The sequence below is a fragment of the Geodermatophilus siccatus genome, assembly GCF_900103785.1.
Taxonomy (GTDB): Bacteria; Actinomycetota; Actinomycetes; order Mycobacteriales; family Geodermatophilaceae; genus Geodermatophilus; species Geodermatophilus siccatus.
The window spans coordinates 38094-54874 of sequence record NZ_FNHE01000017.1 but is presented as its reverse complement, the minus strand read 5'-3'; the positions used below and the strand labels follow the sequence as shown (position 1 = coordinate 54874).

Here is a 16781-nt window from a genome sequence, read left to right as displayed (position 1 = left end):
ACCGCTCGCAGGCTCGCGGCGGGACCCTGCAGGGGGGCCACACCCCCGGCCCCCGGCCGAACGTCCAGGAGGAACCCGTCATGAGCACGTCCGTCGGCGACGTCGTCGTCACCGGTCTCGGTGCCACCACGCCGCTCGGGAGCGACGTCGCCAGCACGTGGGACGCGCTGCTGGCCGGGCGGTCGGGGGTCAGCCGGATCACCGACGACTGGGTGAAGGAATTCCCCGCCCAGCTCGTCGCCCGGCTGGCCGCCGACCCGGCCGGGCAGCTCGACCGCGTCCGCGCCCGCCGGCTGGACCGCAGCCAGCAGGTGGCCGCGGTCGCCGCCGAGGAGGCCTGGCGCGACTCGGGGGCCGCCGACGCCGGCGTCGCCCCGGAGCGGGTCGCCGTCGTCTTCGGCACCGGCATCGGCGGCGCGCTGACCCTGCTCGGCCAGGACGACGTCCTGGAGGAGAAGGGCCCCAAGCGCGTCTCGCCCTTCACCATCCCGATGCTCATGCCCAACGGCCCGGCCGCCGCCGTCGGGCTGGCCATCGGCGCCCGGGGCGGCGTGCACGCCCCCGTGAGCGCCTGCGCCTCCGGCGCCGAGGCGATCCGCTGGGGCCTGGACCTGCTGCGCTTCGACCGCGCGGACGTCGTGCTGGTCGGCGGCGCGGAGGCCTGCGTGCACCCGCTGCCGATGGCCGGCTTCGCGGCGATGCGCGCGATGAGCACCCGCAACGACGAGCCCGAGCGCGCCTCCCGTCCGTTCGACAAGGCCCGCGACGGCTTCGTGCTCGGCGAGGGTGCGGCCGCGCTGGTGCTCGAGCGCGGCGACGCGGCCCGCGCCCGCGGCGCGCGCATCCACGCCCGGCTGGCCGGCGCCGGCGGCACCGCCGACGGCTACGACCTGGTCGCCCCGCACCCCGAGGGTGAGGGCGCCGGCCGGGCGATCGCCGCCGCCGTCCGCGACGCGGGGCTGGCCCCCACCGACATCGGCCACGTCAACGCGCACGCCACCTCGACGCCGGTCGGCGACACCGCGGAGGCCGCGGCCATCCGCAACACCATCGGCGAGCACGCCCTGGTGACGGCGACGAAGAGCCAGACCGGCCACCTGCTCGGCGCGGCCGGGGCGCTGGAGTCGGTCTTCACCATCCTCGCGCTGCGCGAGCAGGTCGTCCCCGCGACGGCCAACCTCGACGACCCCGACGACGACCCGGCCGTGCAGGCCCTCGACATCGTCCGACGGGAGCCGCGCAAGGCGTCCCTCACCGCCGCGGTCAACGACTCCTTCGGCTTCGGCGGCCACAACATCGCGCTGGTGTTCACCACCGCCTGACCGAGGACCCGAGAAGGACCCCGCTGCCCCCGCCACTCGCGAGCTCGCGGCGGGGCGCTGCAGCGGGGCCAGCACGCCGCCCGGGCAGGCGCGTGAGCCTGCCCGGGCCGTCCCCCGCACGCCCGCGTCCGGCCCGTGGAGGTCCCGTGACCACGCTCCAAGCCGCTCCTGAGACCGCCACCGACCCGCGCGACCCCGAGGACCGCCTGGCGCGGTTCTTCGACACCGGCTCGATGTCCCTGCTGGCGCCGCGCGACACCTCCGGGGTGGTGGCGGCCCGGGGCACGGTGTCGGGCACCCGCGCGGTCGCCTTCTGCACCGATGCCACCGTGATGGGCGGCGCCATGGGGCTCGACGGGTGCCGGCACATCGTCGACACCATCGACACCGCCCTGCGCGAGCGCCTGCCGGTCGTCGGCGTCTGGCACTCCGGCGGCGCCCGGCTGGCCGAGGGCGTCACGGCGCTGCACGCGGTCGGCGAGGTCTTCGAGGCGATGGTGCGGGCCTCCGGACGCGTGCCGCAGATCTCGGTGGTCCTCGGCCCGGCCGCCGGCGGCGCCGCGTACGGCCCGGCGCTCACCGACCTGGTGATCATGGGCCCGGCGGGCCGGGTGTTCGTCACCGGCCCGGACGTCGTCCGCTCGGTCACCGGCGAGGACGTCGACATGGAGAGCCTCGGCGGACCGGACACCCACGGCCGGCGCAGCGGGGTGGTGCACGTGGTGACCGACTCCGAGCCGGCGGCGCTGGAGACCGCCCGGCAGGCCGTCGACCTGCTGGCCGCACAGGGCTCCTTCGCCGCGGCCGCGGGCGAGCCGGACGTCGACCTCGGAGCGCTGCTGCCCGAGCAGGCCAACCGCGCCTACGACGTCAAGCCCCTCGTGGCCGCCGTCCTCGACGGCCCGGCCCTGGAGCTGCACCCGCGCTGGGCGCCCAACATCGTCACCGCGCTGGGCCGGCTGGCCGGCCGCACGGTCGGCGTGATCGCCAACAACCCGCTGCGGCTGGGCGGCTGCCTGGACTCGGCCTCGGCGGAGAAGGCGGCCCGCTTCGTGCGGATGTGCGACGCCTTCGGCGTCCCGCTGGTCGTGCTGGTCGACGTCCCCGGCTACCTGCCCGGCGTCGGCCAGGAGTGGGACGGCGTGGTCCGCCGCGGCGCCAAGCTGCTGCACGCCTTCGCCGAGGCCGTGGTGCCCCGGGTGACGCTGGTGACCCGGAAGTCCTACGGCGGGGCCTACATCGCGATGAACGCCCGCTCGCTCGGCGCGACGGCGGTCTTCGCCTGGCCGGGGGCCGAGGTCGCGGTCATGGGCGCCAAGGCCGCCGTCGGCATCCTGCACCGCAAGAAGCTGGCCGCCGTCCCGCCCGGCGAGCGCGAGGCGCTGCACGCGCAGCTGGCCGCGGAGCACGAGCGGATCGCCGGTGGCGTGAACCGGGCCCTGCAGATCGGTGTGGTCGACGAGGTCGTCGACCCCGCGCGGACCAGGCAGCGACTGGTGGCCGCCCTGGCAGCGGCGCCGTCCGGCCGCGGGGCGCACGGCAACATCCCGCTGTGAGCGCACGCGACCGGGCCCGGCACCTCCGCGGAGGTGCCGGGCCCGGCGGTGGAGCGGGTGCTGGTCGTCCGGACGCCGCTTCCCCGACGACGTCCGGACGACCGGTCTGAGCCTACGACGAGAGGTGCGGGGGCGCCGCCCCGTCGTGGCCGGTTCGTGATGCAGGACCCCTGCGGCGGGGCCTAGACCACCTGGTGCAGCCAGGTGACCGGGCTGCCGTCGCCGGCGTGCCGGTAGACCTCGAGGTCGGCGTCCCAGGCGGCGCCGAGCAGTTCGTCGACGCCGTGCCGGAACGCCTCGATGGACGTGGCGTTGGCCGCGAGGTTGCGCAGCTGCTGCTCGCTGACGACGAGGTCGCCGTTGGCGCTCGTGGGTGCGCGGAAGACGCCGTGGCCGGGCACGTACGACATGCGCTCACCGTCGTTGCCGTAGCTGGCCTCCTCGGTGACCTCGAAGCGCAGCATCGGCCACGCGCGGAGCGCAGCGACCAGCTTGGCGCCCGTACCGGGAGCCCCGGTCCAGGCGACCTCGGCACGGTAGGCACCGTGCGCCGCGGGCTGGTCGGCCCACGACAGGGAGACCGGCGCGCCGATGACGCGCTCGAGCGCCCACTCGACGTGCTGGCAGAGCGCCTTCGGGCACGCGTGCACGAAGACGACACCCTGGGTAGACCGTCGCTGCACGGGGCACCTCCATCGACTCGATCGGTCTCGTCTTCCCCAACGGACGATCGATTCGGTGACAGGCTGTGTTCGACGATCTCGGACCCGGGGTCCTGGTGACAGTGTGCACGATGGTCACCCGATCGCGCCAGTGCGGACGGGACAGTTGCGTCCGGTGTGACGGGACGGTTCTGCGCTCAGCGCCTACGTGCTGGTCAGTGGCGTACTGGCGAGTTGCGGCCGGGAATCCCCGATCCACCGACACCCCACACGCCGTCCACAGGATCTCCCCCGCGGGTCCACAGGAGGTCACGGTACGAACGGGAACGCGCCGGAATCCGCTCACGCTCGGTAGCTGCGATCCGCGGGCAGGACCTGCGTCGGTTCAGAGACGAACGCGGTGACCCGGTTGCCGCCGGCGCCCTTGGCCCGGTACATGGCCTGGTCGGCGCGGCCGAGGACCTCGTGCCCCTCGTCGCCGGGCCGGACGTCGGTGACGCCGACGCTCGCGCTGACGCCGGTGCCGGCACCGATCCGGGCCACGGCGTCCCGCAGCCGGGCGGCCAGGGCCTGACTCCCGCCGGGGTCCACCTCCGCGAGGACGGCGAACTCGTCGCCGCCGAGCCGGGCCACCGTGTCGCTCCCCCGCACCACGCCGCTCAGTGCGGCCGTGACCGCCCGCAGGACGGCGTCCCCGGCGGCGTGGCCGCTGCGGTCGTTGACGCCCTTGAAGCCGTCCAGGTCGACCAGGCAGACCACCCACCCCTCCTCGGCGCCGGCCGCGACACGGTCGAGCCGGTCGAGGAACGCGCGACGGTTGAGGCAGCCGGTCAGCGCATCGGTGGCCGCCAGCACGGCGGACGTGCGCAGCAGCAGCTGCTGCCGCTCGTAGGACTCCCACTGGTTGGCCGAGGCCATCGCGCAGAGCACCGTGTAGGCGGCCATGACGACCGCGATGAAGGACCCCGAGGAGTCCAGGTCACCGCCGGCCACGCAGACCAGGTAGGCCCCGGTCATCACGGCGCCCACGGCGACGACGCCCCATGGCGGGTAGGCCACCGCCAGGAAGCCGAGGGTGATGAACAGCAGCGCGTACAGCGGGCTGCCCGCCCCGCCGTCCACCTGGGTGCCGGCAGTGACCAGCCCGGTGACCGCGAGGCTCCAGCCGTAGAACAGCAGGCTGCCGCGGCGGTCGCGGACCATCGCGGCCACCGGGAGCACCAGCAGCAGCGGCGCCGCCAGGACCGCGGTGCCCGCGAGCGCCAGGAGGACGGCGGTGCGCGTGGCGGTGCCCGGGGTCAGGAGCGCGTAGCCGATCACCGCCAGGGCGCTGACCTCGGTGAGCCAGACGCCCAGGCGCACATGACGCACCCAGTAGGCGGCGCGGTCGTCGTCGGCAGCCAGCTGCCGGTAGAGCGCGGCACGCAGCACGGCCCGGCGACCGCGCCCCCCGCTCCCACGGGGAGAGCGGCGGTCCGGGACCGGCCTGTCGTCCATGGCCCCAGCATCGACGCGGGGTGGCTGCCCCTTGACCGACCTCACCCCCGGAGGGTGGCTCACCGGACGGCGGCGAGACCCACGCCACGCCTGCCGCCGTCCCCCCGGGGTAGGAGGCGGCCATGCAGCCGACCCAGCACCGGGGCATGGCCGACGCCGGCCGCGACACCGTCGGGCCGATGGTGCTCGGCGCGTGGGACGCCTTCCTCGAGCAGGCGGCGGAGGTCGACCTCGGGCGGCCGACCCGGCTGCCCGGCTGGCGCGCACACGAGGTGTGCGTGCACCTGGGCCTGTGGGACGACCACGCCGCGCTGCCCGACCTCATCGTCTCGGCGCGGGCCGGCGGGGTGGGGACGCCGCCGGACGTCGACGCCACGAACGCGCGGGTGACCGCCGCCCACCGGGACGCCTCCCGGGAGGAGGTGCTGGCCGCGCTGCGCCGCAACCGGGAGGCCACCGCCCGGTACCTCGCCGAGGAGCCGGCGGAGCTCGACACCGCACCGGCGGTGGCCGTCGTCGGCCGGCTGCCGCTGCTCAGCGTCGTCCTCGGGCAGGCCTACGAGCTCGCGGTGCACGGCCTGGACCTGGTGCCCTGCGGCGCAGCCCCTCCGCCGCCCACGGTCCTGCAGTCCGGGCTGGCCGCGCTGGCCGACGTGACCGGCGCGCTGGCGGCCCGCGAGGGGGTCCGCGGCGGCGCGACGCTGGCGACGCCGGAGGGCGGCTGGGCCTTCGCCGCCGACGGCTCCGGCTGGACGGTGCGCCCGACCCCCGCCGGCGACGTCCGCGGCACCGCGGTGGAGGCGCCGGCGGACCTGCTCCTGGAGGCAGCCTCGGGCCGGGTCAACCCGGTGGCGGCGCTGGCCCGGCGACGGCTGCGGGTGCACGAGCTGGGCGGCCTGCTGGCCCTGGCGCCGATCGTGCAGTCGGCGCCGGGCATCCCCGGCGGCCCGATCCTGGCGCTGGCGGCGCAGACTCTCGGCGGCGTGGGCGGCCTCGTCGGCCGGCTGCGCGGACGCCGCTGAGAGAGCCCCCCGGGCCCACACCAGGCCCCGTCCAGGGGCTCGCCGCCGGTGCCGCCCGGGGGTCGGCCCCGTCCATGGGCTCGTCCCGAGCGTGCGAGCGAGGAGGACGGGGTCCTTCTCCGAGGGGTGGGGAGGACCGGGTTCTCCCACGGTGTGGAGGACGGGGTCCCCCCTCAGCAGGCGCCGCCCAGCGCGATGCCGTGCGACTGGAGCCACGGCATCGGGTTGACCCGGCTGGCGTAGAGCCCGCCCTGGTGCACCTCGAAGTGCAGGTGCGGCCCGGTGGACTGGCCCTTGTTGCCGACGTCGGCGATGTGGTCCCCGGCCTGCACGACCTGACCGGCGCCGACGTAGAACTGGTTCACGTGCCCGTAGAGGGTGATCTGCCCGTCGCCGTGCTGCACGTACACGGCCTGGCCGAAGCCGCTGGCCGCGCCGGCCTGCAGGACGACGCCGTCCTCGGGCACGTAGATCGGGGTGCCGATGGGGGCGGCGATGTCCACGCCCTGGTGCATGGTCCCCCAGCGCGGGCCGTAGCAGGACGTCACCCGGCCGGCGGTCGGCATGCCGGACGTGCCCGAGGCGCTGGCCAGCGTCTGCTGCTGCTGGGCCTGGCGAGCGCTCCACGCGGCCGCGGCGTCGGCAGCGCCCTGCGCGGCGAGCAGCCGCTCGCCGGCCAGGCGGAGCTCCTCGTCGAGGCGGGCCTTCTCCGCTGCGCGGGCGTCGTAGTCGGCCTGGGCCCGGGCGAGGTGCTCGTTCGCCGCGCGCTCGGCCTCGTCGGCCTTGCGGGCGAGCTCGCCGAGCTGCGCGACGGCGGCCCGGGCGGCGCGGTCGGCCTCCTCGACCCGCGCCTGGACGGTGAGGAACTCCTGCAGCCGGTCGGCACGGTGGTCGCCGAGCTGCTCCATGGTGGCGGCCTGCTGCAACAACTCGGTCGGGCTCTGCGCGTCGAGGATGAGCTCGAGGTCGCCGTAGCGCTCCTCGGCGCCCATGTAGGCCTCGCGGCCCAGCTGGGCGATGTCCTCCTCGGCCCCGGCGACGTCGGCCTGGGCGGCGGCCAGCTCGGCGGCGGTCCGCTCGGCCTCGGCCTGGCCCTGGGCCAGCTGGGCGCGGGCGACGAGCGCGGCGTCCGCGGCGGCCTCGGCCTCGATGGTCATCCGCTGGAGCTGCTCCTCCGCGGCCTTGACCTGCGCCTCGAGGGCGGCGACCTGCTCCTCGAGCGAGGCCTGCTCCGAGGCGGCGGGGGCGGGTGCGGCCCCGGCGACGACGGGCGTGCCGGCCAGGAGCCCGGCCACCGCGGTGGCGACGAGGACGGCTCGACGCGGACCACGCGAGCGACTCCGGGATGAGGTGGCGCAGCGGACCACGGCGTTCAGGCGGTGCAGGGTCGCCAAGGCGACGGTTCTCCCATCCTCGCTACCGCCTACCGAGTTAGCTGACGGGTTCGGGCCGGACGGCGCCCTACCTGCCTGCGCAGCACCTGCGCAGGCAGGACTCACCCCAGGTGTTCGGTGGGTCCCCGGTCCACCTCGGCCCCGGATCGGGACGTCGGCGGTTCGGCGGGGCCGTGCCGAGGCCCTCGGTTCCCGAGGAGCTGAGCCCGGCAGGGCCGTCGGGGAACCTACACGGATCCGGGCCTCGGGTCACGATCGGGTAACGGAGCCGGGGCGCCGGCTTGCCGCTGGAGCACCGTCTCCACTACGCGGCGTCAGCGCGCAACCGCGGATCGGTGACCGGTGATGCAGGCGTGACGCGCGAGGCGACCAGCACGAACGCCGGAATCCCGCGGATTCCCGGCTCGACCGGCTCCCACACCCCGCTTTCAGTGTGATCTCGACCACGGGGCCACCCGATCGGGGGGCTGTGGACGTCGCCCCGGCATGGTCCACAGCCCTCGCCGCCGGGTGCGCAACCCGTGTAGTGGCGCCTCCGGGTGCCGATCAGTCGGGGACAGGAACGCCGCCTAGGGTCGTGTCCGGACGCCCGGCGCGCGGTGCGGGGCCGGATGGCAGGAGGACGCGGGTGTCGGCCCGGAGGAAGGTCGCCGCTGCCGTCGGGGTCGCCGCGGTGGCCGGGGCAGCGGTGGCGCTGTCGCAGTACGTGCCCCCCAACGAGCGCGGCCAGGGCGCGGGAGCCGCCGGTGACCTCAGCGGCTCCCTCGTGGGCGCCGGGGCGAGCAGCCAGCAGGCGGCGATGCAGGGCTGGACGGCCGGGTACTCGGCCGTCCAGCCGGGCGTCACCGTGGACTACGACCCGGTCGGCTCCGGAGGTGGCCGGGAGCAGTTCGTCGCCGGAGGCATCGACTTCGCCGGCTCGGACGCGCCGCTCGACGAGGAGGAGCTCGTCGCGGCACGGGAGCGCTGCGGCGGCGAGGTGTTCGAGCTGCCGAACTACATCTCGCCGATCGCTGTGGTCTACAACCTCCCGGCGGTGGCGGAGCTGGCCCTCTCCCCCGAGGTCCTGGCCGGGGTCTTCGCCCGGCAGATCACCCGCTGGGACGACCCGGCGATCGCTGCGGACAACCCCGGCGTCGCGCTGCCTCCTCTGCCGATCACCCCCGTGAACCGCTCCGACGAGTCCGGGACGACGGAGAACTTCACCGAGTACCTGGCCGCCGCGGCACCCGGGGCCTGGGCGTTCGAGCCCGACGGCGAGTGGCCCGTGGAGGGCGGCGAGTCGGCCCAGGGCAACTCCGGCGTGGTCGCCGCCGTCGCCGGCGGGCAGGGGACCATCGGCTACGCCGACCTCTCCCAGGCCGGCGACCTGGGCGTGGCCCGCATCGGCGTCGGCGGCGAGTTCGTCGCGCCGACGCCCGAGGCCGCGGCCGCCGTCGTGGAGGGGTCCGAACCGCTGCCCGGCCGCGGTCCGTACGACTTCGCCCTGGAGCTCGAGCGGACGACGGCCGAGTCCGGCAGCTACCCGATCGTCCTGGTCAGCTACCACCTGGGCTGCATCGCGTACGCGGACCAGCTGACCGCCGACCTGGTCGCGGACTTCATGACGTACGTGACCAGCGAGGAGGGCCAGGACGCGGCTGCCGAGGTGGCCGGCTCCGCGCCGATCTCCGACACGTTGCGGGCGGAGGCGCGGACGGCGATCGACGCCATCACCACCGCGTCCTGAGACGGCCCGCGCATCTGGCAGGCTGGACACCGCGGGGCGGTAGCTCAGCCGGTCAGAGCATGGGACTCATAATCCCCCGACGCTTCCGCATCTGCCTGGGCCTTTTGGTCAGTGCTGGCTGGTGGTTCGCCACGTGTTCAACTCCGTCCACCACGGTCCAGGAAGTTCTATCCGGTGTTCGGATCGTGTTCGGACGGGCGGTCCGGACGGACCACCCCGTTACCGTGTCCAGGACTAGACACCTTCGACGTTGGGGGACGCGAGATGCGTACGAGGATGCGAGGCCTGGCCGTGGCGCTGGTGACCGCCGGGCTGCTGGCCGGCTGCGGCGGCGACGACGGCGGCGACGGCGACCAGGCCGAGCCCGAGGCCACCGAGGCTGCCGGGCTGCCCGAGCCCACGAGCCCGGAGGAGATCCGCGAGGGCGTGAGCGCCGCCGACTGCGAGAACCCGGACGTGGCGCTCACCCAGGCCGAGTGGACCGAGTTCTGCTCCCCCGAGGGGCCGGTCAGCGAGCCCCACCAGTGGGACAACGGGATCGCCGCGCAGGTGGTGTCCGTGACCACCGAGGCGGACCCCGAGTACGACAACCCGTACAACGACACCCACGCCCTGGTGACGGTGCGCTTCACGAACAACGGCACCGCCGCCTTTGACTGGGGCGGCGACCCGAACGTCATCATGGAGGGCGGCCCGGACGGCGACCTGCTGTACGGGGCCAACCGGTACCCGGCCAGCGGCTATATGTACGACGGGGACAACGACCTGCCCCTGCAGCTGCGGCCCGGCACCAGCGCCGACAAGATCTTCAGCGCCTACCTGCCTGGTGCCGAGCTGGGCACGCTGGCGTTCCAGGTGACCCCGGTGTGGAACGGGCCGATGACGCCGTGGACGTTCACCGACGTCCAGACGCTGCTGACCGACGCCCCGCCTCCGCGGCCGGCCGACGAGTGCATCGGCTACGGGTGCAGCCCCGAGCAGGACGAGGCGATCAACGAGGCCGAGAGGGAGGCCAACGCCGGGAACTGACCGTCACCCCCGCCCGGTAAGCCCCGGGCATGAGGAAAGGCCCCCCACACCTGCTGGTGTGGGGGGCCTTCTCTCAGGCGGGGTCGCAGCCGGGGCCGAAGCGCCCGGCCAGGTCCGAGGAGCGGCCGCCGGTCAGGCGGTCCCCCCGGCGGCCCCGCGCACGACGGCGGTCAGGTGCACCGCCCCGGGCGGCTGCTGCGCCAGCCACGCCCGGATCTCCGGGGTGGCCTCCTCGACCTCCAGGAGCACCACGTGCCGCCCGTCGGCGACCTGCGCCTCGCCGGCGGCAACCAGCGGCCAGTCCTCGGGCACGCTGTCCAGAATCGCCGCGGCCTGCTCCGGGGTGACTCCGGCCATGCTGCCGTCCATGCGCTCTCCTTCGGTCGTGCTCGTCATGCGGACTCCAACAGGTAGAGCTTCCACCCGCCGTCCTCCTGCTTGTAGCACTTGTACGCGACGACCCCGACGGACTCCCGCATGAGCCGCCGGCCCTCGGCCTCGCACTTCGCCTTGGTCGGGTACCAGCCGTAGGGCAGCCACACCGGGACGCAGCACTGCTCCTGCGCCGTGGTGGCCGACTCCTGCGCCGCGGCGACCGGGGCGGCCTGCGGCGTCGAGGCGACCAGTCGTGTCCGCACCTCCATCGGTTCCCCCTCCGAGGGCCCAAGGGGGACGCCCGCCGTACCCCCGTGCGCCGGGATGGTGCTCGGGGGGGGGGTACGACAGGATCCCATGCTCAGGCGGGCCGCTTGAACCCCACCGGGCTGCCGGCCTAGTCGATGGCGGTCACGTGCACTGGGTAGCGCGAGCTGGACGCGTGCACCACCTGGCCGTTGCCGATGTAGATGGCGACGTGGCTGACCGGCGATTAGTAGAACACCAGGTCACCGGGCTGCAGGTTGGCGCGGGACACCGACGTCCCGAACGTCGACTGAGCCTTCGACGTGCGGGGAAGGTTGACCCCTGCCTGCTTCCACGCCGCGACGGTGAGACCCGAGCAGTCCCACGCGTTCGGGCCGTTGCCGCCGTACACGTACCGGTCGCCACGCTGGGCGAGCGCGAACGCTACAGCCGCTGCACCCTTCCCCGAGGACGGCACAGCCGCCGGGGCCGGCGCGGGCGCGGGGCCGGGGACGACGGGACCGGGGAGACCACGCCCGGGGCCGGGCCCGACCCGGACAGGGTCAGCACCTGGCCGACCCGGATGACGTAGGGCGCGCGGATGCCGTTGGCGTCGGCGATCGACCGCCAGCCCGGTCGGGTGGCGGCGCGTGGACTGGGAGACGCACTGGCGGATGAAGTGGGACCGGGAGGATCGGGAGCGGCTATCGGCCGCCTCGACGCCGCCGGTCAGTCGGCGGGATCGTCCGCTCGGTCACGACTTCGGCTTCAGTGCGTCGAACACGGTCTGCCGGGCCAGCCCGGACAGGGCGATCAGCTCCTTGCGGGTAAACTCCCCGGTGGCGTCCGCCTCCCGGAGCCCCTCCTGCAGCTCATGCAGAGCCGCGTCGCGGGCGGCCTGCGCCTTGGCGAACTTCGCCGCAAGGCGCTCGACCTTCCTGCGGGACTGGCTGGCCACGGGGGTCCTCCTGGGGTGCGGGTGCCTGGCGGCAGCGAGTCTAGAGCTAGGGAGAGCCCCACCAGGTCGGATGGTGGGGGCCCTCGGTAAAGCGTGTCAGGCGCGGCGGCGGACGGTGACGGGGGCGATGGGGAGCAGGAAGTAGACCCGGGGGTGCCCGGCGTCCTGGTCGCGAACCGAGGTCCAGGCGGCCACGTGGCGGTCAATGTTCGAGTCGTACTCGACGTCGAACGCGGCCCACAGCCGGTCGCCCTCGTCGTCGAGGACGACGTCGCCGATCGCCAGCTCGCCGGCCGGGATGGTCTCGACGACCTCGGAGGGCTCCCCGACGGTGGACTCCGGGAGGCCACCGACCTCGCCGCGCTCGCCGAACCCCTCGACCTTGCTCTAGATCTCCGGGTGCTGCTCGAAGGTGTGGTCGCGCAGGCGGGGCCGGTGGCGGGGGCCTCGGTGTCGATCGCGCCGATGAGGCGGACGCCGCACAGGCTGTGCTCGTCCCCGGCGATGGCGACGTGGACGACGTGGCGCAGGTAGACGGTGGTCCGGGCGGTGGTGGCGGTGTTCATCATGGCTTGAATCTAGTTCTAGACGGCATCAGGCCGCAACACCTGCGGGTCTACTTCTGGACATAGATTGGTCCCGCCCGTCAAGGGTGCCGGACGGGGCCGCGAGGGAAGGGGGTCAGTCCTTGGACCTGCGCTCCTTGCTCTTGGCGTGCCGGATGCCGCCGGACACCGCGGCCGTGATCAGCGCGTAGAGGAGGGCGAGGCCGATGGCGGACAGGATGATCCACGACAGGAAGGTCACGGTGACTCCTAGCTCAGATGAGGGACACGACACCGGGCGGGTTGGCGGTGGGGAGGGGTCAGGCGGTGGCCACGCGGACGTTCGTGCTCGACCACATCTCCCGGACCCCGGGCTCCCCGTCGGCGTCGAGGTAGGCCACCTCCAGGCGGCCCGCGCCCATCTTGGACGCCCCATCCACGGTGACCACTCCGACATTCCAAAGGACGAGGCGAGAGCCCTTGACCAGCTTCCCGGCCCGGCTGGGCTCGGTGGCGACCTTCGGGGCGGCCGGCTTCTTGGCCTTCGGGGCCTTCGGTGCCGGGGCCTCGGTGGACTCCGCGGCCGGGGCGACCTGCTCGAGCACCTCGGCCCGGTAGTGGCTCGTCGTGCCGTACCGCTCCTCGGTGACGGTGCCGTCCTCGAACACCAGGACGTACAGCGTGCCCGGCATCTCGTTCCCGGTGGCCTTCCGGGTGGTGACCTCGGCGACGGTGCGGACCGTGCCGTCGGTGAACCGGCAGGAGACGGCGCGGCCGTGCTCGTCCAGCTCGGTGACGAGGCGGTCCCCGACAGACACCCGGGCCAGGGTCGAGCGCAGGTGCTTGGGGATCGCGACCCGCTCGACCGGGGCGGCCGGGGCCTCGACCACCGGAGCCTCCTCGACCGGGGCCTCCTCGACCGGGGCGGGCTCGGGCTCGGTGGCCTCCACCTCGAGGTCCCCGGCGGCCTCGGCGGCCAGGGCCGCGTCCTGCTCACCGTGGGCCCGCCTGGCGGCCTCCTCGTTGCGCCGGTGGGCCTCGGGGCGCGCCCACTCGCGGCTAGAGCACTCGGCCACGGGCTCGCGGCCGGCGTCGGTGACCCGCAGGACGGCCCAGGTGCCGTCGATGCGGTCGGTGGTGTAGCGGACGGGGGTGGCGGTGGGAGCGGTCACGGTGTCCTCCGGGGTGTGCGATGGGTGAGTGAGGGGTGGGGGCCCCGGCTGTTGCGAGCGGCCGGGACTCCCGGGGTGGTCCGGTCAGGCGTTGGCGATGGCGAGGTAGACGGAGCCCTGCGTGATGACCCACTGCACGTCCGCGCCGGCCTCGACCTGCTCGGCGTGCCAGGCCGATGGCGTCCTGCCAGCGGGCGGCGCGGCCCAGGGCCGGGCCCTCCTCGCGGATGCGGCGGAGATACTCCAGGCAGATGTGCGCCGGCACCGGCTCGCCGCGGTGGGCGACGATGTGGGCGTTGACCGGCTGGGCCAGCTCGTGGATCCAGGCGGTCCGGCGCTCGGTGGCGGAGAGCTTCGGGGTGGTGGTCGTCGTCATGTCACACAGTCTAGATCTAGACGAACGGCGCTGCATAGACCTGCGCGTCTACTTCTAGATTTGACGTGCGGAACCCCCCACCCCGAGCGAACACGGGGCGGAGGGTTCGTTGCGTGACGCTGCTCAGGGGGTGGGCTCGATCCTGCGGGCGCGACCGGGGCCGGGGCCCATGACCTCCTGCCCCTCCCGGTCCACCTCAGCCAGGCACAGGATCCGCCGGCAGTCGAGGCACAGGTCGGCGAACACCGACCGGCGAGGTAGCGATGTCACACCAGCCGGATACGACTACTCCATGCCACCCGTTGACCACACTTGCGACGGAACCGACAAGCAACGCTGCGGCTGCGGCAAGCGGAAGTCGAGCCGGATCCGTCGGGACAACCTCCGGCGCGCATACGGCATCACGCCAGAGGAGTACGACGCGCTCCGCAAGGCCCAGGGCTACCGGTGCGCGATCTGCCGGCGGCACGAGGACGAGCTGCCGGTGCGCACGGGGGCCGGCCGCGGCGGGACGGCAGCCCGGCCGCGCCGAGTGCGAAGCTGGTCGTGGACCACTGCCACGAAGGCGGGGGGAACCGCGGGCTGCTGTGCGTCGACTGCAACTGGGGGCTGGGCAACTTCGCCGACGACGTCGCCGGGCTGCGGGCCGCGGTCCGCTACCTACAGCGGCACGCCGACGACTAGGTAGTGCTCATCGGAGCCCTTCGGGGGGTGGTGTGGTGGGGCGGGGAGTGGAGCCCGCCCCGAGGTCGGATCGGTGCGGGCTCCCTGCCGGGTCAGGCGGAGGCGGACCTCACGGCATGCCCGTCCCCGACCGCCACCGGTTCGACCCAGCCCGCCCGGTGTGGGCCCTCCACGACGACGGCCGGTGGTACGAGGCGTTCCAGACCTGGTGGATCCGGCAGGACGACGGCTCGTGGCGGGCGCACGTCTCCTACACCGTGGCCCCGGGCTCGACGTTCCTGCGGGCCGTCGACGCCGACCAGGTCCGCCCCAGGGACTAGCCGGCGGCCCGGTCCTCCTGGCGCTCCGCCTGGCGGATCTCCGCATCCATGTCCGACCTCTCGGCCGCCCGGCGCTTGCGCCCGTCGGCCGCGGCGGACGCGGCGGACGCGGCGACGGTGAGCACCCCACCCGTGGTCACGCCGATGAAGGCCCAGAAGGCCAGCGACATTTCGTCGAACCGCTCCCCCGCCGAGGTCAGCGCGGAATCCAGGAACGACACCAGCCAGATCACCCCGAAGACGGCGGCCAGGAGGAGCACCGTCAGCCCCACCCGCCGGGCGTTGAGCCACCAGTCCACCCGGCGGTCCAGCCGCCGCCGGTCCCGCTCGGCCAGGCTGCGCACCTCGGTCAGCAGCAGGGCCTGCAGCTCCTTGGCCGCGTCCGGGGGCAGCTCCTTGACCAGCGCGGCGTGGTCCCGGATGCGTTTGCCCAGGGTGGGCCAGCGGGCCGCAGACACCAGGGCCACCAGCAGCGGCACCAGTGCCGTCACCCACGCCGTCACGCGCCGGAGCCTAAGCGGGGTCACCCAGCGCGGCCGGGACACCCCTCGGGGTGTCCTTTTCTCTCCCCCGGCCCGGGGGGTGGGGGGTCAGCGGAGGCCGGCGGACGCCGCAAGCTGCTCGGCGATGGCGGCGTCGGCGAGCGCTTCGCCACCTCGGCTAGTGCGGTGCGTCGTCGCTGTTTCGCCGCAGGTTGCGACCCGGGTCCGTCGAAATACTCGGGTCTTGCCTCAACTTCCGACTCATGGGTCAAGATCACACTCTGTCACACCGGCCGGAAGGTTACGGTGTGACGCTTCTGGAGACCTCGGGCATGGGTGGCGCTCTCGACATGACCCGCCGCCAGAGCTACCCGCGGTGCGGCTCTCCTATGACCAGTAATTGATCACATACCGCGCCGATGTTCGACAGTACCTGGCTAAGACCATGAACGTGATGCTAGTTGCGTTATCTTTATGAATCGTCGGGTTCTCAAGATTCTCTTGGTCAAGGTCGAAGTTCTCCGTCTCTCCGTTGCTGACTACCTGCGTTATTCCGCACTTGGCCCAATTTAGCGTAACGGCGCGCCTAGTCCAGGTCCAGGATCGATGTACGTAATAAGTGCGATTTCTGCGAAGATGTTACGGCCGGGATTGATCCGAATCATCCACGATTCGGCGGCAACACCGTCGTTCATGACGACGGTCAGCCAGCCAGAGGACTGCTCTATCAAGGGCATGGCCAATGCGCTCCCGCCATCCGTACCAAGCCAGTGGATCGGCCACTCTCGGGATCTGACGCTTAGCTAGTCTCCCCGGGTCGCGTCACGTTTACGTCACCCACGCGTCACCGCGCACGTTCCTCCACCCGGTCGGCCGGGGCCGGCGGACCCGGCCAATTGCTCGGCGATGGCGGCATGCAGCTCCCGCAGCGCGTCCACGTCGCACCGATTCCGCCGCCACGCCAGGTACAGGCGGTCGATCTGCCCGGCCTGCCGCTGCCGCTCCGAGGTCGGTTCGCCGGGGTCGCCGTTGACCAGGAGCGCGGTGGTTACCCCGCCCTGCCGCAGCCCGGTCCGGCGGTCGTACCGCTCCACCGACGGGCGGCCACCGCGAGGGTTGGCGATCTTGACCAGGAGGCCCGAGGCGGCGACCCGGGCGACTGTGCCGGTGCAGCGCCGGGTGCGGGAGAACCCCTCCCGGTGGGACTCGATGGTCACCGGGTCACCTGGGGCCAGGGCGGTCAGCTGCTCGACGGTCAGCCTCTCGGCCACGACCTGCACTCCTCCCCTGCGATCCGGTCGCCGTCGCCGCTCGGGGAAGAAGTGGCACACCGATGGTAGGCGGCTCGGGGCGGCGGATCACCCCGCGCGGCCCCCTCGGCTGCCCCCCCCCCCCGCGGGCGGCCGGATGAC

At 73.9% G+C, this 16781-nt stretch carries 21 protein-coding genes and 1 riboswitch; of the genes, 9 read left to right on the top strand and 12 right to left on the bottom strand.

The genetic code is table 11. From position 1 onward, the window contains the following. Nucleotides 1-80 precede the first annotated feature (80 nt). Together BLS21_RS22910 and BLS21_RS22905 are read left to right on the top strand one after the other, a co-directional pair. Nucleotides 81-1322 carry a beta-ketoacyl-[acyl-carrier-protein] synthase family protein gene (locus BLS21_RS22910; RefSeq protein WP_091223886.1) on the top strand — a complete coding sequence of 414 codons (1242 nt, stop codon included), beginning with the start codon at nt 81-83 and terminating at the stop codon, nt 1320-1322. 146 nt (nt 1323-1468) lie between these two features. After that, nucleotides 1469-2878 (top strand): acyl-CoA carboxylase subunit beta, encoded by a 1410-nt coding sequence (locus BLS21_RS22905; RefSeq protein ID WP_091223884.1) that lies wholly within the window; start codon nt 1469-1471, stop codon nt 2876-2878. Nucleotides 2879-3060: 182 nt separating this feature from the next. Here BLS21_RS22905 and BLS21_RS22900 read toward each other — a convergent pair whose 3' ends face one another. Both BLS21_RS22900 and BLS21_RS22895 read right to left on the bottom strand, forming a co-directional pair. After that, the gene (locus BLS21_RS22900) at nt 3061-3561 is read right to left on the bottom strand and encodes a DUF3145 domain-containing protein (RefSeq protein WP_091223883.1); all 501 of its coding nucleotides are present in this window, start codon (nt 3559-3561) and stop codon (nt 3061-3063) included. 321 nt (nt 3562-3882) lie between these two features. After that, complete coding sequence (locus BLS21_RS22895; protein WP_139177265.1) at nt 3883-4971, bottom strand: GGDEF domain-containing protein; 1089 nt, start codon at nt 4969-4971, stop codon at nt 3883-3885. A gap of 188 nt (nt 4972-5159) precedes the next feature. On the opposite strand from BLS21_RS22895, the gene BLS21_RS22890 reads away from it, so the two are divergent. After that, nucleotides 5160-6059 carry a maleylpyruvate isomerase N-terminal domain-containing protein gene (locus BLS21_RS22890; protein WP_091223879.1) on the top strand — a complete coding sequence of 300 codons (900 nt, stop codon included), beginning with the start codon at nt 5160-5162 and terminating at the stop codon, nt 6057-6059. A 173-nt stretch (nt 6060-6232) separates the two neighbouring features. On the opposite strand, the gene BLS21_RS22885 is transcribed toward BLS21_RS22890, so the two are convergent. Next, nucleotides 6233-7354 (bottom strand): M23 family metallopeptidase, encoded by a 1122-nt coding sequence (locus BLS21_RS22885; protein WP_245700695.1) that lies wholly within the window; start codon nt 7352-7354, stop codon nt 6233-6235. Between the two features lie 110 nt (nt 7355-7464). Continuing rightward, a riboswitch (cyclic di-AMP (ydaO/yuaA leader) is annotated at nt 7465-7615 on the bottom strand. 466 nt (nt 7616-8081) lie between these two features. On the opposite strand from BLS21_RS22885, the gene pstS reads away from it, so the two are divergent. Both pstS and BLS21_RS22875 read left to right on the top strand, forming a co-directional pair. Further along, nucleotides 8082-9182 carry a phosphate ABC transporter substrate-binding protein PstS gene (gene pstS / locus BLS21_RS22880; RefSeq protein WP_091223875.1) on the top strand — a complete coding sequence of 367 codons (1101 nt, stop codon included), beginning with the start codon at nt 8082-8084 and terminating at the stop codon, nt 9180-9182. Nucleotides 9183-9473: 291 nt separating this feature from the next. Beyond that, nucleotides 9474-10211: a hypothetical protein gene (locus BLS21_RS22875; protein WP_175479713.1), complete on the top strand. Its 738-nt coding sequence runs from the start codon at nt 9474-9476 to the stop codon at nt 10209-10211. Nucleotides 10212-10343: 132 nt separating this feature from the next. On the opposite strand, the gene BLS21_RS22870 is transcribed toward BLS21_RS22875, so the two are convergent. The 4 genes from BLS21_RS22870 to BLS21_RS22855 form a co-directional block, all read right to left on the bottom strand. Next, nucleotides 10344-10607 (bottom strand): hypothetical protein, encoded by a 264-nt coding sequence (locus BLS21_RS22870; protein ID WP_139177263.1) that lies wholly within the window; start codon nt 10605-10607, stop codon nt 10344-10346. Then, entirely contained in the window at nt 10604-10855 is a 252-nt protein-coding gene (locus BLS21_RS22865; RefSeq protein ID WP_091223870.1) for a hypothetical protein, read from the bottom strand. The genes BLS21_RS22870 and BLS21_RS22865 overlap by 4 nt, the downstream gene beginning before the upstream one ends. A gap of 224 nt (nt 10856-11079) precedes the next feature. Beyond that, nucleotides 11080-11244 carry a C40 family peptidase gene (locus BLS21_RS26070; RefSeq protein ID WP_245700694.1) on the bottom strand — a complete coding sequence of 55 codons (165 nt, stop codon included), beginning with the start codon at nt 11242-11244 and terminating at the stop codon, nt 11080-11082. Nucleotides 11245-11586: 342 nt separating this feature from the next. Continuing rightward, nucleotides 11587-11790, bottom strand: coding sequence for a hypothetical protein (locus tag BLS21_RS22855; RefSeq protein ID WP_091223868.1), 204 nt, complete (start codon nt 11788-11790; stop codon nt 11587-11589). Nucleotides 11791-11985: 195 nt separating this feature from the next. On the opposite strand from BLS21_RS22855, the gene BLS21_RS22850 reads away from it, so the two are divergent. Next, nucleotides 11986-12324 (top strand): hypothetical protein, encoded by a 339-nt coding sequence (locus BLS21_RS22850; RefSeq protein ID WP_091223866.1) that lies wholly within the window; start codon nt 11986-11988, stop codon nt 12322-12324. Between the two features lie 147 nt (nt 12325-12471). Here BLS21_RS22850 and BLS21_RS26320 read toward each other — a convergent pair whose 3' ends face one another. Continuing rightward, nucleotides 12472-12597 (bottom strand): hypothetical protein, encoded by a 126-nt coding sequence (locus tag BLS21_RS26320; RefSeq protein WP_281241969.1) that lies wholly within the window; start codon nt 12595-12597, stop codon nt 12472-12474. 58 nt (nt 12598-12655) lie between these two features. Beyond that, nucleotides 12656-13507, bottom strand: coding sequence for a hypothetical protein (locus BLS21_RS22845; RefSeq protein WP_091223864.1), 852 nt, complete (start codon nt 13505-13507; stop codon nt 12656-12658). Between the two features lie 251 nt (nt 13508-13758). On the opposite strand from BLS21_RS22845, the gene BLS21_RS22840 reads away from it, so the two are divergent. Next, on the top strand, nt 13759-13941 hold the full coding sequence (locus BLS21_RS22840) for a hypothetical protein (protein ID WP_091223862.1): 183 nt from the start codon (nt 13759-13761) through the stop codon (nt 13939-13941). A gap of 65 nt (nt 13942-14006) precedes the next feature. On the opposite strand, the gene BLS21_RS25665 is transcribed toward BLS21_RS22840, so the two are convergent. Then, on the bottom strand, nt 14007-14153 hold the full coding sequence (locus BLS21_RS25665) for a hypothetical protein (RefSeq protein ID WP_217636252.1): 147 nt from the start codon (nt 14151-14153) through the stop codon (nt 14007-14009). A gap of 177 nt (nt 14154-14330) precedes the next feature. Here BLS21_RS25665 and BLS21_RS26315 point away from each other — a divergent pair, with 177 nt between their 5' ends. Together BLS21_RS26315 and BLS21_RS22830 are read left to right on the top strand one after the other, a co-directional pair. Beyond that, nucleotides 14331-14567, top strand: a complete 237-nt coding sequence (locus BLS21_RS26315; RefSeq protein ID WP_175479712.1) for an endonuclease domain-containing protein — start codon at nt 14331-14333, stop codon at nt 14565-14567. Between the two features lie 116 nt (nt 14568-14683). Further along, on the top strand, nt 14684-14887 hold the full coding sequence (locus BLS21_RS22830; protein ID WP_091223858.1) for a hypothetical protein: 204 nt from the start codon (nt 14684-14686) through the stop codon (nt 14885-14887). On the opposite strand, the gene BLS21_RS22825 is transcribed toward BLS21_RS22830, so the two are convergent. Then, nucleotides 14884-15390 carry a hypothetical protein gene (locus tag BLS21_RS22825; RefSeq protein WP_091223856.1) on the bottom strand — a complete coding sequence of 169 codons (507 nt, stop codon included), beginning with the start codon at nt 15388-15390 and terminating at the stop codon, nt 14884-14886. The two genes, BLS21_RS22830 and BLS21_RS22825, sit on opposite strands and share 4 nt — an antisense overlap. Nucleotides 15391-16202: 812 nt before the next feature. Continuing rightward, complete coding sequence (locus tag BLS21_RS22820; protein ID WP_139177262.1) at nt 16203-16640, bottom strand: hypothetical protein; 438 nt, start codon at nt 16638-16640, stop codon at nt 16203-16205. Nucleotides 16641-16781 lie beyond the last annotated feature (141 nt).